Here is a 22,557-nt window from a genome sequence, read left to right on the forward strand (position 1 = left end):
CGTGCTGGAGGTGTGGACGACCGGGCAGGTCAGGGCGGCGGAGGACCGGCTGCTGGCGCGCACCCCTGATGGCGCACTGATGCGCAGGGCCGCGTTCGGCGTCGCGACCGTGGTCGCCGGGCTGCTGCGGGAGCACACCGGTGGCACGGCGGGCCGCCGGGTGACGCTGCTGGTCGGCGGGGGCGGCAACGGTGGGGACGCGCTGTGGGCCGGTGCGTTCCTGCGGCGGCGTTCGGTGGCGGTGACGGCGGTGCTGCTGTCCCCGGACCGCACCCACGCTGAGGGCCTCGCCGCGTTCAGGAAGGCGGGCGGCCGGGTCGCCGGTGATCTCGGTGAGCCGGACCTGGTGATCGACGGCATCGTCGGCCTGTCCGCGCGCGGCCCGCTGCGGCAGGCGGCGGCGGAGCTGGTCGGGCGGGTCACGGCGCCGATCGTGGCGGTGGACCTGCCAAGCGGTGTGGACCCGGACACGGGCGCGGTCGACGGGCCCGCCGTGCGGGCCGACGTGACGGTGACGTTCAGTGCGCGCAAGCCGGTCCACGTGCTCAACACCGGGCACTGCGGCGAGGTGCGCGTGGTCGACATCGGGCTGGCCCCCGAACTGCCGGACCCGGACCTGATCGCGCTGGAGGCCGACGACGTCGGCTGGGCGTGGCGGGTGCCGGGGCCGGGGGACGACAAGTACACCCAGGGTGTCACCGGTGTCGCGGCCGGTTCGTCGACCTACCCCGGCGCCGCGGTCCTGTCGTCCGGCGCGGCGGTGCTGGCCACGTCGGGCATGGTCCGGTACGCGGGCTGGGCGGCCGACGAGGTCCGCGGCCGCTGGCCGGAGCTGGTCGCGACCGGCACGGTCGAGGACGCCGGCCGGGTCCAGGCGTGGGTCGTCGGACCTGGCCTCGGCACCGGCCAGACCGGCCGGGACGTGCTCACCGCCGTGTTCTCCGACGGCGTGCCGACCTGCGTGGACGCGGACGGCATCACGCTGCTGGCGGCCACCCCGTCGCTGTGGGACGCCCGCGACCCGGACGCGCCGGTGGTGCTGACCCCGCACGACCGCGAGTTCGCGCGCATCGCCGAGCCGCACGGGATCACGCTGGGCCAGGACCGGGTGCAGGCTGCGCGGGCACTCGCGAAGCGGCTGGACGCGGTGGTGCTGCTGAAGGGCAACGCCACGGTCGTCGCCGCCCCGGACGGCCGTGCGCTGGTGAACGCGGCCACGTCGTCCTGGCTGGCGACGGCCGGTTCCGGTGACGTGCTGACCGGGCTGATCGGCGCGCTGCTGGCGAGCGGGCTGGACCCGTGGCTGGCCGCGGGCTGCGCGGCGTGGGTCCACGTCCGCGCGGGCGAACTGGCCGCCGACGGCGCCCCGGCCCCCGCTTCGCTGATCCTGAAGGCGATTCCCGACGCGATCCGCGCCGTCCGCGCCGGTTAGCCGTCCGGCACGGCGTCGGTGCGAGCGTGCCGAGCAGGACCAGCGTGGCGACCACGGCGGGGCCCACTTGGCGCATCGGGCGAGGGCAGCGGCGTCTCCGGGCTGTGCGACCATGAACACCGTCATGCCTGATCAGCCGCCGCCCAGGGCCGAGGTGGTCATCGACCTCGACGCCATCCGGCACAACGTCGCGCTCCTCGCCGCCCGCGCCGCCGGCGCGGCGACGATGGCCGTGGTCAAGGCCGACGGCTACGGCCACGGCGCGCTGCCCGTCGCCCGCGCGGCGCTCGACGCGGGCGCCACCTGGCTCGGGTCCTGCTCCCTCGCCGAGGCGCTCGACCTGCGCGCGGGCGGGATCACCGCCCGCGTCCTGAGCTGGCTCGACGTCCCGGGGACCGACGTCGCGCCCGGCGTCGAGGCCGACGTCGACCTGTCCGCGTCGAGTACCGGCGAGCTGGCCGCGATCGTCGCGGGCGCACGGAAGGCGGGTCGGCCAGCCCGCGTCCACCTCAAGATCGACACCGGGTTGACGCGCAACGGCTGCCAGCCCCGCGACTGGCCCGATCTCGTCGACAGCGCGGCGAAGGCGCAGTCCGACGGGCACGTCGAGGTCGTCGCCGTCTGGTCGCACCTCGCGTGCGCCGACGAGCCGGGCCACCCGGCCAACGACCGGCAGGCGGCCCGGTTCGCCGACGCCCACGAGGTGGCGCTCGCCGCGGGCCTGCGCCCGTTGCGCCACCTCGCGAACTCGGCCGCCACGCTCGACCGGCCGGACCTGCACTTCGACATGGTCCGCGTCGGAATCGCCATGTACGGCCTGAACCCGTTGCCCTACCGGGAGGACCTGCGTCCGGCCATGACGTTCCGGTCGTCGGTCGCGCTCACCAAGCGGATCGACGCGGGCGAGTCCGTCTCGTATGGACAGACGTGGACGGCGGGCCGCGACACCACGCTCGCGCTCGTCCCCGCCGGGTACGCCGACGGGGTGTCCCGCGCGCTGTCGGGCCGCATGGACGTCTTCCTCGCGGGCAGGCGGCGCCCGATCGTCGGCCGCGTCTGCATGGACCAGATCGTCGTCGACTGCGGGGACGACGTGATCGCGCCGGGCGAGGAGGTCGTCCTGTTCGGCGCGGGCTCCCGAGGCGAACCGACCGCCACCGAGTGGGCGGCGGTCCTCGGCACCATCGACTACGAGATCGTCACCGGCATGTACCGGCCGCGCGTCGCCAGGAGCTACCGGTGACGGTGTCCAGGAAGGTCGGCGCGATCATCGGCGGCACCCTCGGGGTCGCGGCCGCGGGCACGGCCATCGCGTTCGGGGTGGCGCGGCGCAGGCACGACGACCCGGGGCGACAGGAGCTCGGCGGGCTGCGGCCCGACCGCGAGTACACGGTGCTCACCGAGGACGGCATCGAGCTGTCCGTCGAGGAGGTCGACCCCGGCGACGGCGGCAGACCCGCGCTGACCGTGGTGTTCGTGCACGGCTTCGCGCTCGACCGCCGCTCGTGGCACTTCCAGCGCCAGGCACTCGCCCGCCTCACCGAGCCCCGCGTCCGGCAGGTCCTGTACGACCAGCGCAGCCACGGCCGCTCCGGCCGCGCGAACGAGGCGTCCAGCACGATCGACCAGCTCGGCCGCGACCTCGGCGAGGTGCTGGACACGATCGATGGCCCGCTCGTGCTCGTCGGCCACTCCATGGGCGGCATGACGATCATGGCGCTCGCGGAGCTGCGGCCAGAGCTGTTCGAGGAGCGGGTCTACGGGGTCGCGTTCGTCGGCACCTCGGCGGGTGAGGTGGGCAAACGTGGCCTGCCCCGGCCGCTGCTGTCCCGCTACAACCCGCTGACCCGCAACCTCGGCAGGCTCGCCGACTGGCAGCCCGGCATGGTCGAGTTGGTCCGCGCGGCGGGCGGACACCTCACCCGCAGGGCGGTGCGGTCGCTGGCGTTCGGCACCAAGGACGTCGACCCGGCGATCGTCGACCTCACGATGGAGCTGATCGACGCCAACCCGGTGCGGGTGCTCGCCGACTTCATCCACACCCTCGGCACCCACAACCGGTACGCCGCGCTCGCCGGCCTCAAGCACACGCACGTGCTGGTGCTGTCCGGCGACACGGACCGGATGACGCAGTTCTCGCACGCGGAACGGATCGCGTTCGAGCTGCCCGACGCCGAGCTGGTGCGGGTGCGCGGGGCGGGACACATGGTGATGCTGGAGCAGCCGCAGCTGGTCAACGACCACCTCGTGCTGCTGCTGCAGCAGTGCGCGTACGGACACGAGAGCGGACGTCGACGGTGGTGGCAGCGAGGATGACAGCGAGGATGACGGCGGAACTTCGCACCGAGAGCGACACCCTGCGGTTCGGCAGGCGGATCGGCGGCCTGCTCGAACCAGGTGACCTGGTGTTGCTGACCGGTCCGCTCGGCGCGGGCAAGACGGTGCTGGCGAAGGGCATCGCGGAGGGGCTCGGCGTCGAGGGCCGCGTGAGTTCCCCCACGTTCGTCATCGCCCGCGAGCACCGGCCCTCGGCGGGGGGCCGCGGCATCCCGCTCGTGCACGTCGATGCCTACCGCCTCGGCGACGACTTCGCGCAGCTCGACGACCTGGACCTGGACACCGAGCTGGTCGAGGCCGCGGTCGTCATCGAATGGGGCGAACCGGGCACCAGGCTGTCCGAGGACCACCTGCTCGTGAACTTGATCCGCCGGGAGGACGATTCCCGGCTGGCCGAGGTGACTCCGTCAGGCTCTTGGGAAAAGCGCTGGTCGCCGTAGTCTGGAGGGTATGCGTGCGGTGATCTTCGATTGGGGTGGCACGCTCACCCCCTGGTATCCCGTCGACTACGGCGCCGCCTGGCGCAGCTACGCGGATCACCTCCACCCGGAGGACGCCGCGCAGGCCGCGAGGGTCGCGCAGGCCATCGTGGCCGCCGAGGAGCGGCACTGGACCGTCGCGCGGGACCACCACAAGGCGTTCACGCTGGCGCAGGTCCTCGCCGCCGCTGGCGCACCGCACCACGACGACGGCATGGCCGCGTACCGCACGTTCTGGGACCCGTCGACCTACACCGACCCCGACGTCGAGCCGACGGTGTCCGCGCTCAAGGAACAGGGCCTGCGGCTCGGGGTGCTGTCGTCGACGCCGTGGCCCAGGGAGTGGCACGAGGAGGTGCTGCGCCGCGACGGCGTGCTGCACCTGTTCGACGCGCTCGTGTGGAGCTCGGACCTGACGTACACGAAACCGCACGCCGACGCGTTCCTCGCCGCCATGCACGCGGTGGGCGTCGACGACCCGGCCGACTGCGTGTACGTCGGCGACCGGCTCTACGACGACATCTCCGGCGCCAAGTCGGTCGGCATGCGGGCCGTGCTGGTGCCGCACAGCGACATCCCGGAGTACCAGAGAGTGCCCGTCGACGTGGAGCCCGACGCCGTCATCCAGCGCCTGACCGACCTCCCCGAAGTGGTGGAGAGGTGGCGGAACTAGGCTTGACCGCCGTGCTGGTCATCGCGGTGGACACCGCGACCCCCGCGGTCACCGCCGGGGTCGTCGACGTCGAGGAGATGCTCGTCCTGGCCCAATGCGTCACGGTCGACGCGAAGGCCCACGGCGAGCTGCTGACACCGCACGTCCTCACCGCGCTGGCGGAGGCGGGCCGCACGTTCGCGGACGTGGACGCGATCGTGTCCGGCATCGGACCCGGCCCGTTCACCGGGCTGCGCGCGGGCATGGCCACCGCCGCCGCGCTGGGACAGGCGCTGGGCAAGCCCGTGTACCCGGTGTGCACGCTGGACGCGATCGCCGCCGACGCCGGCGTCGGCTCCGGCGGCCCGCTGCTGGTCGCCTCCGACGCGCGCCGCAAGGAGATCTACTGGGCCGCCTACGACGCCGACGGCAGGCGGGTCGCGGGCGCGGCCGTCGACAGGCCGGCCGCGGTGGCCGAGCGCATCCCGGCGCTGGCGGTCGAGCGGGTGGCTGGCAACGGCGCCACCCTGTACGACCTCGGCCTGCCGCACACCGGGCAGGAGTACCCGACGCCGCTCGGCCTGGCCGGGGTCGCGCGTGCCGACGTGCTGGCGGGTGCCAGGCCGCGCCCGTTCGTGCCCATGTACCTCCGCCGCCCGGACGCCACCGAGCCGGGCGCCCGCAAACGGGTGACCGTGCGGTGACCTCGGCGACCTTCCGGCTGGAACCCTTGCGGCGCGTCGACCTCGCCCGCTGCGCCGAGCTGGAGACCATCCTGTTCCCCGGCGACGACCCGTGGCGCGAGTCGTCGTTCCAGGCCGAGCTGGACGCCGGCCACCACTACGTCGGCGCGTACGTGCCCGCGGCCGGGCTCGTCGGGTACGCGGGCATCTCCGTGGTCGGCGGGCCGGGCGACGCCGAGGCGAACGTGCACACGATCGGCGTCGACCCCGGCTGGCAGGGCAACGGCATCGGCAGGGCACTGCTGCGTGCCCTGCTCGCGCGTGCCGACGAGTTCGCCGCCCCCGTCCACCTGGAGGTGCGCACCGACAACGCGGCCGCGATCGGCCTGTACGAGGCGCACGGCTTCACCAGGATCGGCATGCGGCGCAGGTACTACTGGCCCTCCGGTGCCGACGCGTACACCATGGCGCGCCCGGCACGGGTCGCAGAGGAGGCCCCATGACCATCGTGCTCGGCATCGAGAGCTCCTGCGACGAGACCGGCATCGGCATCGTCCGCATCGAGTCCGACGGTGCGCTGACCCTGCTGGCGGACGAGGTCGCGTCCAGCGTCGACCAGCACGCCCGCTTCGGCGGGGTCGTGCCGGAGGTCGCGTCCCGCGCACACCTCGAGGCGCTGGTCCCTTCCGTGACACGGGCGTTCGAGTCGGCTTCGCTCGAACTGTCGGACGTGGACGCCATCGCGGTCACGTGCGGCCCCGGTCTCGCCGGCGCGCTGCTGGTGGGTGTGTCGGCGGCGAAGGCGTACGCGGCGGCGCTGAACGTGCCGCTGTACGGCGCGAACCACCTTCCCGGCCACGTCGCGGCCGACACCCTCGAACACGGCCCGCTGCCCTCGCCGTGCCTTGCGCTGCTCGTGTCCGGCGGGCACACACAGCTGCTGCGGGTCGACGACCTGGCCACGAAGATCACCGAGGTCGGCTCGACCATCGACGACGCCGCCGGTGAGGCCTACGACAAGGTGGCCCGCATCCTCGGCCTCCCGTACCCCGGCGGCCCGCCGATCGACAAGGCCGCCCGCCGGGGCAACCCGGACGCCATCCGCTTCCCGCGCGGCCTGACCGGGCCGAGGGACGCGAGGTTCGACTTCTCGTTCTCCGGCCTGAAAACCGCCGTCGCGCGGTGGGTGGAGGCCCGCGACGGCCAGGAGATCCCGGTCGACGACGTCGCCGCGTCCTTCCAGGAGGCGGTGGCGGACGTGCTGACCGCGAAGGCCGTCCGCGCCGCGACCGAACTGGGCGTCGGGACGATGGTCGTCTCCGGTGGCGTGGCGGCGAACTCGCGACTGTCCACGTTGGCGGCGCAGCGGTGCGCGGAAGCGGGGATCACGCTGCGCGTGCCGCGCCCGAGGCTGTGCACCGACAACGGCGCCATGATCGCGGCACTGGGCGCCCATCTGGTGAAGGCCGGCGTGCGGCCGTCGTCTTTGGACCTGTCCGCGGGCCCCGGCCTGCCGGTCGGCACTGTGTCCGTCTGACCCGTACCCTCGTCCGGGTGAAGGTCGCGGTCACGGGAACCAGCGGTCTGCTGGGCGGCGCGCTGGTGCGCGCGCTGCGGGCGAACGGGCACGAGGTGCTCAGGCTGGTGCGCAGGAGACCGCGGACGGCCGACGAGGCGCTGTGGTTCCCGGAGGTCGACACGGAGCGTCTGCGCGGCGTGGACGCGGTGGTGCACCTGGTCGGTGAGCCGCTGGTGGGCAAGTGGACCGCGCACCAGCGCGAGGCGATCCGCGAGTCCAGAGTGCACGGGACCCGGCTGCTGTCGACCGCCCTGGCCGACATGCGGGACGGCCCTCGGGCGCTGCTGTGCGCGTCGGCGACCGGCTACTACGGCGACCGCGGTGCCGAGTCGTTGACGGAGGAAAGCCCGCCAGGGGTCGGTTTCCTGCCGTCGGTGTACGCGGCGGCGGAGAAGGCGGCGGCTCCGGCGGTGGCGGCGGGTCTGCGGGTGGTGCAGCTGCGGGTGGGGGTGCTGCAGTCGACGGAAGCGGGCGGCCTGGCCATCCTGCTGCCGATGTTCCGCCGCGGCATGGGAATCCGGGTCGGCCGGGGTGACCAGTGGGTGAGCTGGATCGACCTGGCGGACGCCGTCCGCGCGGTCGTCCACGTGCTGGGAAGTTCGCTGGCGGGCCCGGTGAACGTGGTGGCCCCGAACCCGGTGCCGAACCGGGAGTACGCGGACACGCTGGCGTCGGTGCTGTCGCGGCCGAGGCTGCTGGTGCTGCCGCCGTGCCTTGTTCGTCGGGTGTTCGGCGCGGGTCTGGCGGACGAGGTGCTGCTGGCGAGCACCCGCGTGTCCCCGAAATGTTTGATGACCAGCGGTTTCACGTTCGAACACCCCACGCTGCGCGAGACTCTGCAAAACCTGTTACTTCGGGTAACATGACTGCGTGAGCGACGACGAGGACGGTTACGCGGGCGAGGCCACCCTGACCGTGGACGGCGCGGAGTTGACCGTGACGGTCACCCTCCGGGGCAACTTCGAACCCGTGGACGGCCGGTACCACTGGTACGGCCGGATCCAGCCCCACGTGGCCCTGACGGAGAAGACGACGGGCCGCAAGGCGACGGGGTTCCTGCGCACGCCCCATGGTTCGGCGGAGGGGCTGCTGTCCGATCCGGACACGTGGGGCCGGTACCGGATCAGCGGCACGAGCAGGCCGCCCTTCGAGGTCCCGGTGTCGTTGGCGGACCTGCCTGCGGGCAGCTGACGGGCCGGAGGCGTTGGCCTCCGGCCCCCGAATCCACGCTACCGCAGGCCACCGACACGGAGGTCCACACGCGACCGTCGATGTCCATCCGCTGTGGACGACCAACCATCCTGTGGACAACCGCCCGCAACCGCGCGGGAGCTGTCGGTCCCTTGCCGTAGCCCGGAAACCGGGGGCCGGAGGCCGGCGCGGGTCACATGAACGACAACCGCACGTCCACGTCGTCGACGTTCACGAACGCCACCCGGTGTCCGAACTGGATCTGCAGGTACTTCATCTCCCCGCGCACCACCGTGTGGTTGGCCGAGTCGTACGTGACCGCCCGGTAGTACTCCGACGGCGACACCAGCCCGATCGCGTACTTCTGCCCGGCGGGCAGTGTGTACTGCAGCGGCGTCACCGCCTGCGGCGGAATCCCGTCCGGGTAGGCGGCGGCCTCCGGGTAGGCCCGCCCGTAGACCGGCACGCTGTCGCGCCCCTTCTTCGGCGTGGCGACGAAACCCACGGACCACGCGGCGTCGGACGCTTTCAGCCAGCCCTTCTGTCCCAGGTACCACACCGCGACCCACGCCCCGCGCCGCTCGGCGAGCGCGAAGGTCTGGCCGGTCTCACCGCGTGCCGAGTGGTCGGAGATGTGCATCGTGCCGGGGGAGCCGTCCGGGTGCAGTGCGATGTCGGTCAGCAGCGGCGCGTCGTCCGACGGCGCGGTCCGCAGCACGACCGTGCCCGACCCGTGCGGCTCGCACGGCTGCCCGGCCGTCTTGCACCCGGTGAACGCGGGCATGTTCGTCGCGTAGTCCGGTTTGATCGTCACGAGCCCGGTCCGGGACGTGCCCGTCGAGCGGAACGGTGCGTGCAGCAGCTCGAAGTAGTGCGCCCAGTCCCAGTACGGGCCCGGGTCCCAGTGCATCCCCCGGACGGTCGAGGGGATCGTCCCCGGCACGTTGTCGTGGCCGAGGATGTGTTGCCGGTCGAGCGGAATGCCGTACCTGCCCGCCAGGTACCGCACCAGCTTCGCCGACGACCGGTACATCGCCTCGGTGTACCACGCGCCGTTCGCCGCGAAGCCCTCGTGTTCCAGGCCGATCGACTTCGCGTTGACGTACCAGTTGCCCGCGTGCCACGCGACGTCCTTGTGCTTCACGTGCTGGGCGATGTGCCCGTCGGCGGACCGCAGCGTGTACTGCCAGCTCACGTACGTCGGGTCCTGCACCAGGTTCAGCGTGGTCTGGTAGCTGCCCTCGGTGTCGTGGATGATGATGTAGTCGATCTTCTGGCTCTGTGGCCGGTTCGCCTTGTCGTGGTTGCCGTAGTCGCCGTCGCCGAACTCCTCGTAGGGCGCCGGGATCCACTCGCACCCGAGGTCGGCGGGGCACTCCGCCTCGCCGGTGTCCGCCTGCCGCAGGCCGAGGCCGGACAGCTGCCGCGTGTTGGCGTTCACCGCGGTCGGCGGCAGCTGGACCCGCTGCCCGTCGTCGGTCACCCGTGACACGCCTTCGTTGATGGTCCTGAACACCTCGTCGGCGAAGGTCCGTGCCGAGGCGGTGTCCGACGCGCCGCTGTACCTGGCGACGGCGCCGTACCAGTCGCCAGGCGCGGCACTGTCGACGCCGAGTGCGCGCTGGTGATCGGCGAGCAGCGCCGCACCGCCGCGGATGTTCTGCACCGGGTCGGTCCGCAGCACGGCGGCGTCCACTCCGGTCAGGTCGGCGGCGACGTCGATGGTCCGCAGCGTCGGCGCGGACAGGTCGTCCTCGCCGGGGTCGGGCGGGAGCATGGGCCGGGCCGTGTCGCCCCGGGGGTCCTCGGTGCCCTCGTCATGGTGCGTCCCGCCGGTGTTGGCGGCGACGATGTCGGTGAGGTGCATCGGCCCGTAGCCGGCACTGGTGCTCGGCAGGCCCGCGTTGACGTCCCAGCGGGACTCCAGATAGGACACCCCGAGCAGCACACTCTCGGGCACGCCGAACTCCTCGGCGGCGGCCGCGTAGGCCTCCTGCCTGGTGGTGGGTGGCGCGGCACCCGGGGACGCCGCGGCGGTCGTCATGCCGGCGGCCAAGCCGGCCGCGACCGCGGCGATGAGGATCGTTCGGGACGTCGGTCTCGACATGACGGCCTCCAGGACGGGCGACTCCAGCAGTGCACAACTCTGCTGCCGCCCGCCCCGGGCGGTCAATAGTTTGCGGCCGAACGGGTTAGTTGGTGATTAGATCCCGGAGACGCACCACGTGTCGCCGTCCTTCTCCATCTCGACGGTGAACTGCTCGGTCTCGCTGCCCAGCGACATCTCGATCGTGGCCCGCGCGGTGTCGCCGGACTCCTGGACGTCATGGATGTCGGCCGACACGTCCAAGCCCGCGAGCTGGGTCATCTCCGCCTTCAGCTGGGAGGCGGCGCCGCTGGAGCACGCGTACTCGTCGATCAGGTCCTCGTCCTGCGTCTCGATCACCTCGACGGCGATGGTGGCGAGGCCCTCCGGGCTGGACGCGTCACCACCACCGGAACTGCTGCCGCTGCCGCCGCCGCTCGAACCGCCGGAGTCCTCGCCGCTCCCCGAGCCGTTGGGGCCGGGCAGCCCGTTGGGCAGACCGGAGTCCTCGGACGTGTCCCCGCCCGCGTTCGGCGACGGGTCGTCGTCGTCCCCGGTCAGGACGAGCACGAGCACGAGCGCCACGACGGCGGCCGCCACGACCCCGACGACGCCGACGATGAGCCCGGTGTTGCTCTTCCTGGGCGGCGGGTACTGGCCGTAACCGCCCGGCCCCGGCGGCGGGTAGCCGTAGCCGGGGCCCTGTGGTGGTGGCGGTGGCCCGTACCCACCGCCTTGCGGTGGCCCGTATCCGCCGCCCTGCGGTGGCCCGTATCCCCCTTGCTGCGGGTATGTCACTGGAATGCCCCCTTGGTGGAAAGTCCCGACGCCGGGAGCGTAACCGGGTGGTTCCCGCTTCGCGGCGCGTCCGCGCCGGATGGCCTCCTGACGCCATAGGCCCACCCTCGTTGCACGGTTAGCAGTCGCGTAGGTAGAGTGCCAAACGTACGGCCGACACCGCCCCGGCACCCGCGACGGCGGGGTGGCAGGAGCCGAGTAGCAAGACAGGTAACTGCCAACGCTTTCGAAGAAGAGACCCGTGGAGGTCATCGCGGTGAGCGTGAACATCAAGCCGCTCGAGGACAAGATCGTTGTCCAGGCGAGCGAGGCCGAGGCCACGACTGCCTCGGGCCTCGTCATTCCCGACACTGCCAAGGAGAAGCCCCAGGAGGGCAAGGTCCTGGCCGTGGGCCCGGGCCGTATCGACGACAACGGCAACCGCGTCCCGCTGGACGTGGCGGTCGGCGACGTCGTGATCTACTCCAAGTACGGCGGCACCGAGGTCAAGTACAACGGTGAGGACTACCTGATCCTCTCCGCCCGCGACGTGCTGGCTGTCGTCAACTGACGCCTGGCAACAGGCACACCACAGCGCCCCGGTGGCCCCCGTCCGGGGGTGCCGGGGCGCTGTGTGTCCAAGAAAGGTAGGACATGCCCAAGCAGATCAGCTACGACGAGGACGCTCGTCGTGCGCTCGAGCGCGGGGTGAACAAGCTCGCGGACACGGTCAAGGTCACGCTCGGCCCGCGTGGCCGGCACGTGGTGCTGGCCAAGAAGTTCGGTGGGCCGACCGTGACCAACGACGGCGTCACCATCGCGCGTGAGATCGAGCTCGAGGACTCGTTCGAGAACCTCGGCGCCCAGTTCGCGAAGAACGTCGCCACCAAGACCAACGACATCGCGGGTGACGGCACGACGACCGCCACCGTCCTGGCCCAGGCCATGGTGCGGGTCGGTATGCGCAACGTCGCCGCGGGCGCCAACCCGATGGCGCTCGGCCAGGGCATCCAGCTCGCCGCCGACGCCGTCGTCGACGCGCTGAAGGCCAAGGCCACCCCGGTCAAGGGCCGCGACAACATCGCCCAGGTCGGCACCGTCGCCTCCCGTGACGCGTCCATCGGCGCGCTGCTCGGCGAGGCCATCGAGAAGGTCGGCGAGGACGGCGTGATCACCGTGGAGGAGTCCTCCACGCTGGCCACCGAGCTTGTCATCACCGAGGGTGTGCAGTTCGACAAGGGGTACGTCTCCGCGTACTTCGCGACCGACGCCGAGTCGCAGCAGGCCGTCCTGGAGGACACCTACATCCTGCTGTACCGGGAGAAGATCTCCTCGCTCAACGACCTGCTGCCCATCCTGGAGAAGATCGCGCAGGCCGCCAAGCCGGTGCTGATCGTCGCCGAGGACGTGGAGGGCGAGGCCCTGTCCACGCTCGTGGTCAACTCGGTCCGCAAGACGATCCGCGCGGTCGCCGTCAAGGCGCCGTTCTTCGGTGACCGCCGCAAGGCGTTCCTCGACGACCTCGCGGTCGTCACCGGCGGCACCGTCGTCTCCTCCGACGTCGGCATGAAGCTGTCCGAGGTCGACCTCGACGTGCTGGGCACCGCCCGGCGCGTGGTCGTCACCAAGGACGACACCACGCTGGTCGACGGCGGCGGCACCAAGGAGGCCGTGGCGGGCCGCTCCGAGCAGATCCGCCGCGAGATCGAGAGCACCGACTCCGACTGGGACCGCGAGAAGCTGCAGGAGCGGCTGGCGAAGCTGTCCGGCGGCGTCGCGGTGATCAAGGTCGGCGCCGCCACCGAGACCGAGCTGTCGGAGCGCAAGCACCGCATCGAGGACGCGGTCGCCGCGACCAGGGCCGCGGTCGAGGAGGGCATCGTGCCCGGCGGCGGTTCCGCCCTGATCCACGTCGCCAAGGAGCTCGACGCGCTCGCCGACGCCCAGTCCGGCGACGTCGCCACCGGTGTGCGGCTCGTGCGTGAGGCGCTCGCCGCGCCGCTCGTGTGGATCGCGAACAACGGCGGTCTCGAGGGCGCGGTCGTGGTGTCGAAGGTCAAGGAGCTGGACTGGGGCCACGGCCTCAACGCGGCGAAGCTGACCTACGGCGACCTGGTGGCCGACGGCGTGGTGGACCCGGTGAAGGTCACCCGCTCGGCTGTCACCAACGCGGCGTCGATCGCGCGGATGGTGCTCACGACCGAGGTCTCGGTCGTGGAGAAGAAGGAAGAGGAGCCGGAGGCCGCCGGTGGTCACGGCCACGGGCACGGTCACGGGCACGGCCCGGGCTTCTGATCCCGCTCTGATTCCGCTGATCTCGTAGACGAAGAACGCCGCGTCCCGGTCGCTTTCCCCCGACCGGACGCGGCGTTCTTCGTTTCCCGCAGTCCCTGCTAGTTCGCCACAGCCAGTGTGCGCTTCTCCAGTTTGATGATGGCTTCCCGCTCACCCTCGGAGAGGCCACCCCAGATCCCGTACGGCTCGTGCACCGCGAGCGCGTGGCGCCGGCACAACTCCAGCACGGGGCAGGCCTGGCAGACCGCCTTCGCTCTGGCTTCGCGCCGGGCCCGTGCCGGCCCGCGTTCACCGTCCGGGTGGAAAAAGAACGCACTGTCCATGCCGCGGCAAGAACCCTCGAGCTGCCAGTCCCACACGTCTGCGTTGGGACCCGGGAGCCTCCGAGTGTCTGCCATGGTGACCGCCTCCCTCGCCGGATGTTCGCACTACCGGCTACTCCATTCGGTGCAGCGAGACCAACGCTAGAACCGCGCCAAAGCTTGTTCAAGGGTGATCGACTTATCAGTCAGGCATTTCAGCCGATCGGTGCACCACCTCCACGCTGCGTGTTCGTCGATCCAGTTGCCGGACACTCCTGATCACCCGACGATGGGAGGGTGGCGACGAAGGAGGCGTCCGTGGGCGATCAAGGCCGAGTCCTTGACGCGGTCATCGGTTCGGTGGCACGACATGAGGAGGAGGAGACGCTTCCCGTCGCGGCCGTCGCCCGCAGGCTCGGGGTGGCACCCGCGACGCTGCGCACCTGGGACCGCCGGTACGGGATCGGGCCGAGGGCCCACACGACCGGCAGGCACCGCCGCTACACCCACGACGACATCGCCCGGCTGGAGCTGATGCAGCAGGCGCTGCTGCGTGGCGCCACCCCGGCGGAGGCCGCGTCCTACGCACTGCGCGTGACCACCCCACCCGAGCCGCCCGAGGACGTGGGCCCCAGAGCGGGCGGCGCGTCGCTGCTGCGCGAGTTCAGCACCCGCTCGGCGATCGTGTTGGGCCTGTCCCGCGCGGCGATGGCCATGGACACGGTGGCGATCCAGCAGCTGATCGCCGACAGCGTGGACGCGCTGGGCGTCGTCGCCGTGTGGGACGACGTGCTGCGACCGGTGCTGGCCGCGCTGGCCAGCCGGTGGGAGCAGACGGGCGAGTGCGTGGAGGTCGAGCACCTGGTCCGCGAATGCACCCTGGCCGCGATGATCGGCGCCACCCCGACGGTGACCGCGCCGAGAAACCCGCGGCCGGTGCTGCTGTGCTGCGCGCCGGATGAACAGCACAGCCTCCCTCTCCATGTACTGCGCGCGGCGCTGGCGAGAGAGGGGATCAGCACACAGATGCTGGGCGCGGCACTTCCGGCGTCGGCACTGGCGGCCGCGGTGCGGCGAACGGGCCCGGCCGCGGTGGCGGTGTGGGCCCAGCTGCCCGAGTACGCGCACGCCGAGCTGTTCGCCGAGGTGCCGAGGACCCGGCAGCGGGTGCGGCTGTTCGCGTGCGGCCCAGGGTGGTTCACGACCGACCTGCCTGCCCGCGTGAACCGCCTTGAGGACCTGACCGGCGCCGTGCGCCGGATCGAGTCCCTCGTCGGCGCGGGCTGAGCACCGGCGCGTAGCGCTGGGCCTCGGTACGGCGGGCCCGTACGCATGCCCTGAACGACGCTTTCGGGACAGCGGTCTGCCCGGCGGGGATTGTCGGTCCTGCCCGATACGCTGGATTTCGGGGGCAGGCGGCTGCCCACCACGACACTGGGGAGCTTCGTGACCACGCTCGAACAGGCGGCGTTCGGGGACCGGCCCGATCTCGTCGTGACCGCCGCGCCCGCTCAGCCGTGTGAGCGGTGGCTCGCCGCCGTCGTGCTCGGCGCGCAGGGGCACTACGCGCGGGCCGCGACGCTCCTGCACGACCTGGTCCGCCGCACCGACGACCTCGGCGCCCTCGCCGCGGCCACGTTCGCCTCCCACCGCCGCCAGCTCGGTGGGCACGCCGCCGCCAGGACCTTCGACGCGCGCGGTCTCGTGGCCGCGCGGTCCGACGACGCCAGAGCCGACGTACTGCTGGGGCTGGCCGCGGACGCCGTGGGCGCCGGTCGTCTCGACGAGGCGCGGCGGCTCCGCGACCGGGTGCCGCTGACGTCCTGGCGGGCGCGGGTCCGCCACGGGTGGGTCTCGGCCGAGATCTGCTTGAGCGCCGGTGGAGCGGCGCGGCCCCACGCGGAGCGGGCGCTCGCGGAGGCCGAGGCCGCGAAGGCGACCCGGCACCGGATCAAGTCCGAGATCGTGCTGGCCGCCGCGCTGGCCGGGGCTGAACCGGTCATGGCTCGAAAGCTGGTCACCCGCGCGCGGGACGACGCTACGGATCTGCACCTGTCGTCGCTGGTCTGGCCGGCGTCACTGCTGCTGGTTGAGTTGGACCCGTCCGAGGCATCCGCGCACACCCGTAACGCGGGCCTGGTGTTGCACGGTCTGTTACTGAGAGCGGATCCACGTGGGCGGGAGCTCGCCGAACGCTCTCCGTGGGTGCCCGAGCTCGCTGGCCCAACCGGGTGAACAGGTGCGCTCGGACATCTGGGCGAACTGGTCAGCAGATTTACCACCAGATCGTGTCAAGGTTCGCCCCGAAGCGTCCGATAGGGAGAAGTACGTCACTCGGCTGCAGGAAGGAGTCCCCGTGACGACGGTCTTGATTTGCGACGACCGCCGCGGCGTGCGGGAAGGATTGACCCGTGTCATGTCCGCGGTTCCAGGGGTTAGTCGCATCGACTGCGTAGCGCACGGTGACGAGCTGCTCGCCCGCTTCTCCCGTGCGCCGGTCGACGTCGTGCTCGTCGGCACCCAGCGTGCGGTCCCCACAGGTGTGGAGGCAACCCGGCGCCTGGTCTCGGCGAACCCGACGGCGAACGTCATCGTGTTCGGTGCACCGGACGATGCCAGCAGCATCGCGGCCGCCATCGCGGGCGGGGCACGTGGTTACCTGCGGTGGGACGCCTCCCGTCCCGAGCTGGTCGCCGCACTCGCGCACACGTTGGCGAGCACCTCGGTGCCCGCGCCCCGCCAGCCGTCCGACCCCGGTGTCCAGCTCACCGACCGGGAGCTGCAGGTGCTGCGCGGCATGGCGATGGGCAAGAGCAACGGTCAGATCGGGCGGGAGCTGTACCTGTCCGAGGACACAGTGAAGACGCACGCGCGCCGTCTGTTCCGCAAGCTCGGCGTGCGGGACCGGGCGCAGGCAGTGGCGCACGGCTTCCGCCGGGGGCTCGTCTCCTAGGCTCTGCCGTGTGACTTCAGTCGGTGGGTCCGGTACAGCCGGGCCGGGTGGGACCGGAGTGCGTGGAAACGGGTCTGGCGACAGGGATGGGTCTGCCAGGCCCTCTTCCGCTGATGAGGGGTCAGCGGTCCTGACGACCGACGACGAGTTCGAGTTCCGGCCGTGGTGGGCCCGGGCTTCGACGCTCGTCGTGGTCGTCGTTGCCCTGTTCGTCGTATCCGGCGGCGTGACCGCCTGGCTGCGTATCTCCGACCTGCAGGAACGTGTGGACTCGCTGGAGGCGCAAACGCTTGCGGCCGAGACCGCCCGGCAGGACGCGATCCTCCTCGCCGAGGACCTCGCCACCTACGACTACCGCGACCTCGGGGGTAATTTCCGCCACGTCGCGGCACGTGCGACCGACCGGTTCGCCGACCAGCTCCGCGTGCTGACCGAGGAGCTGGGGCCCGAGCTGCAGCAGACGAGGGCGGTCGCCACCGCCACCGCGCGCTCGGCCGGTGTCGTCCGGGCCGACCAGGAGAAGGCCGTGGTCATGGTCTTCGTCGACCAGACCGTCACCAACTCGAAGGCCCCTGAGCCGAGGGTCGAGCGGAGCAGGATGGAGCTCACCCTTGTGAGTGAGGGCGGCGTGTGGCGGTTAGACCAGGCGGGGGAACTCTGAACGGTCCCTTCCGGCCGGAAGGGACCGCATTGTGGTGCGCGGTACGGTGGGTGACACCTCCGTGAGTGACGGCACAGTCCCCTCGGAGTGTGACTCAGAACTGTCCATACCTGCACGTAACGTTGAGGCTGCTCGCTGCGATGACCACACTGGGGGACGGACTGGACGCTTCTGTGGGCGCTGCCGTCGAGGGCGATCCTCGCGCCATTGACCGGGTGCTTGCGTCTATCCGGCCCCTTGTCGTGCGGTACTGCCGCGCGCGAGTAGGCAGGCAGGAGCGATCCTTCGCTTCGGCGGACGACGTCGCACAGGAGGTGTGTCTCGCGGTGCTAACGGCCTTGCCCAGCTACCGCGACCAGGGGCGACCTTTCCTGGCCTTCGTGTACGGCATCGCCGCACACAAGGTGGCGGACGCGCATCGTGCGGCCGGGCGTAACCGATCCGAGCCCGTCGCCGACGTACCTGATGAGCCCGAGACCGACGCCGGGCCAGAGCAGCGTGCCATGCAGCAGGATCTGAGTCGCCGGATGAGGAACCTGCTCGAAGTACTGCCCGACAAACAGCGTGACATCGTGCTGCTCAGGGTGGTGGTCGGGCTTTCCGCCGAGGAGACGGCGGAGGCGATCGGCTCGACGCCCGGGGCGGTCCGGGTGGCTCAACACCGGGCTCTGGCACGGTTGCGCAAGACTCTGTCAGCGGAGGAGGTGGTCTGAGTGAATGATCGAAGAGATCATGCCGAGCCCGAGTTCCCGGACTTCGACGAGAACACGGACACCGAGGCCATCGACCTCGCGCTGGTGCATGCCGACGACGAATACCTCGACCTGCTCGGTGGCGCCCGTCTGAACGACGAGGACGACCCGTTCGGCGAGTTCGGCGACGAGCGGCTCACAGAACTTCTCATGTCGTGGCGCAGGGACGTGGACGCCGAGCCCGCCGACGAGCTCGTGGACACCAAGCTCGCGACCGTGACCGTGCAGGCAGCCAAGATGCGCAGGAAGCGCAGACCGAGGTTGCTCGTGCCGGTCGCCGCCGCCGCCGCCGTGCTGGCGATCATGTTCGCCGGTGTCGGCCTCGCGGCACGGGACGCCCAGCCCGGCGACACCCTCTGGGCCCTTTCCAAGGTCCTCTACGCGGAGCGCGCCCGTTCGGTCGAGGCAGCGCAGACCGTCAAGCAGGACCTCGCGCAGGCACGTGCCGCGCTCACCGAGGGCAACCTCGCGATGGCCAAGTCCAAGCTCGAGGAAGCCAACGCGGCGCTGCCGACCGTCACCAGGGAAGACGGCAAGGACGAGTTGCAGGCCCAGCACGCCTCGCTGATGGCCAGGCTGCCCGGCAACCCGTCCGGTGAGGCAGGCCCGCCGCCCAGCCCGGAACCGTCGACACAGCCCGACCCGGGCACCGGCAGCTCCAGCGGTGGGAACGGCTCCAGCGGTTCGTCGGCGCCCAAACCGCCGCCGGTCACGAGCTCGCCGAGCACCCCGCCGGACACGAGCGAGAGCTCCACACCGCCGACGTCGACCACCAGCGAGCCACCGCGCAGCGACCCGGGTACCGGCACGCCGGGCGGTGGCGGCGAGACCGGTGGCGAGCCGGGTGACGAGCCGGCCGGCGGCGAACCGGCGAGCGTCGAGGGCGCGCCGGCAGGCGCGGGTCCCGCCGTCGTGAACTGACGCACCGGTACGCTGCGAGCCCATGACCGCCGGTCACGTGTACAGCCAGGCCCCGCGCTGCCCCCGCTGCGAGGGGCGGGCGCTGCTGACCAAGGAAGCCGCGCAGGCACTCGCCGACGACTCGGCGGGCAAGCTGACGACCGTGCGCTGCCCGGCCGATGACGGCTGGCACGTGCACGCACCGGTCAGCGACCAGGAGTAAGCCGAGCTACGTGGAGTTGGCGGCCTGTTTCGCCGTCGCCGTGATGCCGTCGGTGAAACCGCGGCAGTACTCCCAGCTCACGTACGCCGCCGGGTTCGGGTCGAACGCGGGCTCGTGCGGCCGCATCCGGCCGTCGGCCAGCAGCTGCTCCAGCGAGGCCCGCAGCAGCGCCCAGTCGTGGTAGTGCGGCTCCTGGCACTCCGCGCAGTCGACCACCACCCCGCGCACCGAGCGCTGTTCGAGCAGCGCCTGGTAGACGGCCAGGTCACGCAGGTCGGCCAGCAGTTCGTCGCGCTCCTGCGCCGAGACCGGCTCCGAGGTGGCCTGTTCCTCCTCGGAGAACGCCCACACGGGGTCGTCAGGGTCGCCGGCGAACGGATCCGGTGGCAGTGCGTCGTCCCTCACGCCCCGCACGGTACCGGGCGGGGGCACCCCGTGGTCCAGATACCATGGGTCAACTGCGGAAACCCCGTTACCAAGAAGGGCCACGATGACCACCGCTGAGGGGATCCCGGCCAAGTTCGCCACGCTCGGCCTCACCTTCGACGACGTGCTGCTGCAGCCGTCCGAGTCCGACGTCGTCCCCAGCGAGGTCGACACGAGCACTCGCCTGACCAGGAACGTCACCCTGCGTGTCCCGCTGGTGTCCGCCGCGATGGACACCGTCACCGAGTCGCGCATGGCCATCGCCATGGCCCGCCAGGGCGGTATCGGCATCCTGCAGCGCAACCTCTCCATCGAGGAGCAGGCGCGGCAGGCCGAGACCGTCAAGCGGTCCGAGGCCGGCATGGTGACCGACCCGGTCACGTGCTCGCCGACCGACACGCTCGCCGAGGTCGACGCGCTCTGCGCCCGCTTCCGCATCTCCGGCGTGCCCGTCACCGACGCCGACGGCACCCTCGTCGGCATCATCACCAACCGCGACATGCGCTTCGAGGTCGACCACACGAAACCGGTCAGCGAGGTCATGACGAAGGGCCCGCTGATCACCGCCCAGGTCGGTGTGTCCGCCGACGCCGCGCTCGGGCTGCTGCGCCGCCACAAGGTGGAGAAGCTGCCGATCGTGGACGGCGCGGGCAAGATCCGCGGCCTCATCACCGTCAAGGACTTCGTCAAGACCGAGCAGTTCCCCAACGCCACCAAGGACCCGGACGGCCGCCTGGTGTGCGGTGCCGCGGTCGGCGTCGGCGACGACTCGTACAAGCGCGCCATGACACTGGTCGACGCCGGGGTGGACGTGCTGATGGTCGACACCGCGCACGGCCACTCCCGCGGCGTGATCGAGATGGTCGCCAAGCTCAAGCACGAGCTGGGCGACACCGTGGACGTGGTCGGCGGCAACATCGCCACGACGGCGGGCGCGCAGGCGCTGGTCGACGCGGGCGCCGACGGTGTGAAGGTCGGCGTCGGACCCGGCTCCATCTGCACCACCCGCGTGGTCGCCGGGGTCGGCGTGCCGCAGATCACCGCGATCTACAACGCCGACCTCGCGTGCCGCCCCGCGGGCATCCCGGTGATCGGCGACGGCGGCATCCAGTACTCCGGTGACATCGCCAAGGCCATCGCCTCCGGCGCGTCCGCGGTCATGCTCGGCAGCCTGCTCGCGGGCACCGCAGAGGCGCCCGGCGACGTGATCCTGGTCAACGGCAAACAGTTCAAGACCTACCGGGGCATGGGCAGCCTCGCCGCCATGCAGTCCAGGGGCGCGGCCAAGTCGTACTCGAAGGACCGCTACTTCCAGGACGACGTGCTGAGCGAGGACAAGCTCGTGCCGGAGGGCATCGAAGGGCGGATCCCCTTCCGCGGCCCGCTGTCGCAGGTCGTGCACCAGCTCGTCGGCGGGCTGCGGTCCGGCATGGGCTACACCGGGTCACGCACCATCGCCGACCTGCAGAACGCCCAGCTGGTCCGGATCACCGCCGCGGGACTCAAGGAGAGCCACCCGCACGACGTGACCATGACCGTCGAGGCCCCGAACTACACCACTCGCTGAGCCGCGGGTTCGTTCCGCAAGCTCCGCTCAGAGTCTGCGGTTCGCTCCGCAAGCTCCGCTCAGAGTCTGCGGTTCGCTCCGCAAGCTCCGCTCAGAAAGGAACATCCACGTGCCGGATCTTGTGGAGATCGGCATGGGGCGAACCGCCCGCCGCGGCTACGCGCTGCACGAGGTGGAGATCGTCCCGTCCCGCCGGACCCGGTCGTCGCAGGACGTGTCGACCGAGTGGAAGATCGACGCGTACCGCTTCGACATCCCGTTGCTGACGCACCCGACCGACGCGGTCGTGTCGCCGTCGGTCGCGGTGGAGGTCGGCAGGCTCGGCGGCCTCGGCGTGCTCAACGCCGAGGGCCTGTGGGCACGCCACACGAACGTCGAGCAGGTGCTCGAGCGGATCGTCGCCACCGTCGAGGACCTGGACCACACCGCGCTGACCCGGCTGCTGCAGGAGCTGCACGCGGCGCCGATCAAGCCGGAGCTGATCGCCGAGGCGGTCAGGCGGGTCGCCGAGGCCGGCGTGACGGCCGCGGCGCGGGTGAGCCCGCAGCGGGCCGCTGAGCTGACGCCGTCCCTGCTGGCGGCGGGTGTGGAGATCCTGGTCGTGCAGGGCACGATCGTGTCCGCGGAGCACGTGTCGCGCGACGGTGAGCCGCTGAACCTGAAGTCGTTCATCGCGGAGCTGGACGTGCCGGTGATCGCCGGTGGCGTGCACGACTACCGCACCGCCATGCACCTCATGCGCACCGGCGCGGCGGGCGTGATCGTCGGCTACGGCACCGGTGTCGCCACGACGACCGACAGCGTGCTGGGCATCGGTGTGCCGATGGCGACGGCGATCGTCGACGCGGCCGCCGCGCGCCGCGACTACCTCGACGAGACCGGCGGCCGGTACGTGCACGTCATCGCCGACGGTGAGGTCGACGGCAGCGGCGACATCGCGAAGTCCATCGCGTGCGGCGCCGACGCGGTCATGCTGGGCAGCCCGCTCGCCACCGCGCAGGAGGCCCCCGGCAAGGGGTTGTACTGGACGGCGGCGGCCGCGCACCCGTCGCTGCCGCGCAGCCGGGTCATCCCGGCCGCCCTCGAGGAGGAGATCACCGACCTCCGCACGCTGCTGTTCGGCCCGTCGTCCGACCCGGACGGCGTGATCAACCTGTTCGGCGCACTGCGGCGCGCGATGGCGAAGACCGGTTACTCGGACCTGAAGGAGTTCCAGAAGGTCGGCCTGTCGGTTCGGGGCTGAGCGGAGCTTGCGGAGCGAG

General features: G+C 71.7%; 25 protein-coding genes. 21 read left to right on the forward strand and 4 right to left on the reverse strand.

The window, feature by feature from the left end; all coding sequences use genetic code 11:
• Position 1 precedes the first annotated feature (1 nt).
• From ACFPCV_RS07285 to ACFPCV_RS07330, 10 genes are all read left to right on the forward strand, one after another.
• Positions 2–1,432 (forward strand): NAD(P)H-hydrate dehydratase, encoded by a 1,431-nt coding sequence (locus tag ACFPCV_RS07285; RefSeq protein ID WP_378055272.1) that lies wholly within the window; start codon positions 2–4, stop codon positions 1,430–1,432.
• 124 nt (positions 1,433–1,556) lie between these two features.
• Positions 1,557–2,675, forward strand: coding sequence for an alanine racemase (gene alr / locus ACFPCV_RS07290; RefSeq protein WP_378055273.1), 1,119 nt, complete (start codon positions 1,557–1,559; stop codon positions 2,673–2,675).
• Positions 2,672–3,748: an alpha/beta fold hydrolase gene (locus ACFPCV_RS07295; protein WP_378055274.1), complete on the forward strand. Its 1,077-nt coding sequence runs from the start codon at positions 2,672–2,674 to the stop codon at positions 3,746–3,748. The genes alr and ACFPCV_RS07295 overlap by 4 nt, the downstream gene beginning before the upstream one ends.
• Before the next feature lie 8 nt (positions 3,749–3,756).
• A complete protein-coding gene (gene tsaE, locus ACFPCV_RS07300; protein ID WP_378055275.1) occupies positions 3,757–4,209 on the forward strand; it encodes a tRNA (adenosine(37)-N6)-threonylcarbamoyltransferase complex ATPase subunit type 1 TsaE in 453 nt (150 codons plus the stop codon).
• A 10-nt stretch (positions 4,210–4,219) separates the two neighbouring features.
• On the forward strand, positions 4,220–4,921 hold the full coding sequence (locus ACFPCV_RS07305; RefSeq protein WP_378055276.1) for an HAD family hydrolase: 702 nt from the start codon (positions 4,220–4,222) through the stop codon (positions 4,919–4,921).
• A gap of 11 nt (positions 4,922–4,932) precedes the next feature.
• A complete protein-coding gene (gene tsaB / locus ACFPCV_RS07310) occupies positions 4,933–5,604 on the forward strand; it encodes a tRNA (adenosine(37)-N6)-threonylcarbamoyltransferase complex dimerization subunit type 1 TsaB (RefSeq protein ID WP_378055722.1) in 672 nt (223 codons plus the stop codon).
• Positions 5,601–6,086, forward strand: a complete 486-nt coding sequence (gene rimI, locus ACFPCV_RS07315) for a ribosomal protein S18-alanine N-acetyltransferase (RefSeq protein WP_378055277.1) — start codon at positions 5,601–5,603, stop codon at positions 6,084–6,086. The genes tsaB and rimI overlap by 4 nt, the downstream gene beginning before the upstream one ends.
• Positions 6,083–7,120: a tRNA (adenosine(37)-N6)-threonylcarbamoyltransferase complex transferase subunit TsaD gene (gene tsaD / locus ACFPCV_RS07320; RefSeq protein ID WP_378055278.1), complete on the forward strand. Its 1,038-nt coding sequence runs from the start codon at positions 6,083–6,085 to the stop codon at positions 7,118–7,120. Before rimI ends, tsaD begins: the two co-directional genes overlap by 4 nt.
• A gap of 17 nt (positions 7,121–7,137) precedes the next feature.
• Positions 7,138–8,028 carry a TIGR01777 family oxidoreductase gene (locus ACFPCV_RS07325; RefSeq protein WP_378055279.1) on the forward strand — a complete coding sequence of 297 codons (891 nt, stop codon included), beginning with the start codon at positions 7,138–7,140 and terminating at the stop codon, positions 8,026–8,028.
• Positions 8,029–8,032: 4 nt separating this feature from the next.
• Positions 8,033–8,353, forward strand: coding sequence for a DUF4873 domain-containing protein (locus ACFPCV_RS07330; protein WP_378055280.1), 321 nt, complete (start codon positions 8,033–8,035; stop codon positions 8,351–8,353).
• A 193-nt stretch (positions 8,354–8,546) separates the two neighbouring features.
• Here the strand turns inward: ACFPCV_RS07330 and ACFPCV_RS07335 are convergent, their stop codons facing one another.
• The gene (locus tag ACFPCV_RS07335) at positions 8,547–10,460 is read right to left on the reverse strand and encodes an N-acetylmuramoyl-L-alanine amidase (protein ID WP_378055281.1); all 1,914 of its coding nucleotides are present in this window, start codon (positions 10,458–10,460) and stop codon (positions 8,547–8,549) included.
• A 96-nt stretch (positions 10,461–10,556) separates the two neighbouring features.
• Positions 10,557–11,237, reverse strand: a complete 681-nt coding sequence (locus ACFPCV_RS07340; RefSeq protein WP_378055282.1) for a hypothetical protein — start codon at positions 11,235–11,237, stop codon at positions 10,557–10,559.
• A gap of 256 nt (positions 11,238–11,493) precedes the next feature.
• On the opposite strand from ACFPCV_RS07340, the gene groES reads away from it, so the two are divergent.
• Both groES and groL read left to right on the forward strand, forming a co-directional pair.
• Complete coding sequence (groES, locus tag ACFPCV_RS07345) at positions 11,494–11,787, forward strand: co-chaperone GroES (RefSeq protein ID WP_184816151.1); 294 nt, start codon at positions 11,494–11,496, stop codon at positions 11,785–11,787.
• Positions 11,788–11,870: 83 nt separating this feature from the next.
• The gene (gene groL / locus ACFPCV_RS07350; RefSeq protein ID WP_378055283.1) at positions 11,871–13,511 is read left to right on the forward strand and encodes a chaperonin GroEL; all 1,641 of its coding nucleotides are present in this window, start codon (positions 11,871–11,873) and stop codon (positions 13,509–13,511) included.
• A 98-nt stretch (positions 13,512–13,609) separates the two neighbouring features.
• Here groL and ACFPCV_RS07355 read toward each other — a convergent pair whose 3' ends face one another.
• Positions 13,610–13,909, reverse strand: a complete 300-nt coding sequence (locus ACFPCV_RS07355) for a WhiB family transcriptional regulator (protein WP_184816038.1) — start codon at positions 13,907–13,909, stop codon at positions 13,610–13,612.
• Positions 13,910–14,131: 222 nt separating this feature from the next.
• Here ACFPCV_RS07355 and ACFPCV_RS07360 point away from each other — a divergent pair, with 222 nt between their 5' ends.
• The 7 genes from ACFPCV_RS07360 (at position 14,132) to ACFPCV_RS07390 (ending at position 19,302) form a co-directional block, all read left to right on the forward strand.
• Positions 14,132–15,100 carry a MerR family transcriptional regulator gene (locus tag ACFPCV_RS07360; RefSeq protein ID WP_378055284.1) on the forward strand — a complete coding sequence of 323 codons (969 nt, stop codon included), beginning with the start codon at positions 14,132–14,134 and terminating at the stop codon, positions 15,098–15,100.
• A gap of 159 nt (positions 15,101–15,259) precedes the next feature.
• On the forward strand, positions 15,260–16,048 hold the full coding sequence (locus ACFPCV_RS07365) for a hypothetical protein (protein WP_378055285.1): 789 nt from the start codon (positions 15,260–15,262) through the stop codon (positions 16,046–16,048).
• 121 nt (positions 16,049–16,169) lie between these two features.
• On the forward strand, positions 16,170–16,766 hold the full coding sequence (locus ACFPCV_RS07370) for a response regulator transcription factor (protein ID WP_133907713.1): 597 nt from the start codon (positions 16,170–16,172) through the stop codon (positions 16,764–16,766).
• A 190-nt stretch (positions 16,767–16,956) separates the two neighbouring features.
• Positions 16,957–17,427 (forward strand): hypothetical protein, encoded by a 471-nt coding sequence (locus tag ACFPCV_RS07375; protein WP_378055286.1) that lies wholly within the window; start codon positions 16,957–16,959, stop codon positions 17,425–17,427.
• 140 nt (positions 17,428–17,567) lie between these two features.
• Positions 17,568–18,140 (forward strand): sigma-70 family RNA polymerase sigma factor, encoded by a 573-nt coding sequence (locus ACFPCV_RS07380; RefSeq protein ID WP_378055287.1) that lies wholly within the window; start codon positions 17,568–17,570, stop codon positions 18,138–18,140.
• Positions 18,141–19,100 carry a hypothetical protein gene (locus ACFPCV_RS07385; protein ID WP_378055288.1) on the forward strand — a complete coding sequence of 320 codons (960 nt, stop codon included), beginning with the start codon at positions 18,141–18,143 and terminating at the stop codon, positions 19,098–19,100.
• Between the two features lie 22 nt (positions 19,101–19,122).
• Positions 19,123–19,302, forward strand: a complete 180-nt coding sequence (locus ACFPCV_RS07390) for a hypothetical protein (protein WP_378055289.1) — start codon at positions 19,123–19,125, stop codon at positions 19,300–19,302.
• Between the two features lie 6 nt (positions 19,303–19,308).
• Here ACFPCV_RS07390 and ACFPCV_RS07395 read toward each other — a convergent pair whose 3' ends face one another.
• Positions 19,309–19,716 carry a DUF5319 domain-containing protein gene (locus tag ACFPCV_RS07395; RefSeq protein WP_378055290.1) on the reverse strand — a complete coding sequence of 136 codons (408 nt, stop codon included), beginning with the start codon at positions 19,714–19,716 and terminating at the stop codon, positions 19,309–19,311.
• A 76-nt stretch (positions 19,717–19,792) separates the two neighbouring features.
• On the opposite strand from ACFPCV_RS07395, the gene guaB reads away from it, so the two are divergent.
• Together guaB and ACFPCV_RS07405 are read left to right on the forward strand one after the other, a co-directional pair.
• On the forward strand, positions 19,793–21,295 hold the full coding sequence (gene guaB, locus ACFPCV_RS07400) for an IMP dehydrogenase (protein WP_378055291.1): 1,503 nt from the start codon (positions 19,793–19,795) through the stop codon (positions 21,293–21,295).
• 109 nt (positions 21,296–21,404) lie between these two features.
• Complete coding sequence (locus ACFPCV_RS07405) at positions 21,405–22,538, forward strand: GuaB3 family IMP dehydrogenase-related protein (RefSeq protein ID WP_378055292.1); 1,134 nt, start codon at positions 21,405–21,407, stop codon at positions 22,536–22,538.
• Positions 22,539–22,557 lie beyond the last annotated feature (19 nt).

The sequence above is a fragment of the Actinophytocola glycyrrhizae genome, from assembly GCF_042653545.1.
Classification (GTDB): Bacteria; Actinomycetota; Actinomycetes; order Mycobacteriales; family Pseudonocardiaceae; genus Actinophytocola; species Actinophytocola glycyrrhizae.

Coding starts and splice junctions, on each gene's coding strand:
- alr (WP_378055273.1), top strand. CDS start 1,557: ATGCCTGATCAGCCGCCGCCCAGGGCCGAGGTGGTCATCGACCTCGAC.
- tsaE (WP_378055275.1), top strand. CDS start 3,757: ATGACGGCGGAACTTCGCACCGAGAGCGACACCCTGCGGTTCGGCAGG.
- ACFPCV_RS07305 (WP_378055276.1), top strand. CDS start 4,220: ATGCGTGCGGTGATCTTCGATTGGGGTGGCACGCTCACCCCCTGGTAT.
- tsaD (WP_378055278.1), top strand. CDS start 6,083: ATGACCATCGTGCTCGGCATCGAGAGCTCCTGCGACGAGACCGGCATC.
- ACFPCV_RS07335 (WP_378055281.1), bottom strand. CDS start 10,460: ATGTCGAGACCGACGTCCCGAACGATCCTCATCGCCGCGGTCGCGGCC.
- groL (WP_378055283.1), top strand. CDS start 11,871: ATGCCCAAGCAGATCAGCTACGACGAGGACGCTCGTCGTGCGCTCGAG.
- ACFPCV_RS07355 (WP_184816038.1), bottom strand. CDS start 13,909: ATGGCAGACACTCGGAGGCTCCCGGGTCCCAACGCAGACGTGTGGGAC.
- ACFPCV_RS07380 (WP_378055287.1), top strand. CDS start 17,568: ATGACCACACTGGGGGACGGACTGGACGCTTCTGTGGGCGCTGCCGTC.
- ACFPCV_RS07390 (WP_378055289.1), top strand. CDS start 19,123: ATGACCGCCGGTCACGTGTACAGCCAGGCCCCGCGCTGCCCCCGCTGC.
- guaB (WP_378055291.1), top strand. CDS start 19,793: ATGACCACCGCTGAGGGGATCCCGGCCAAGTTCGCCACGCTCGGCCTC.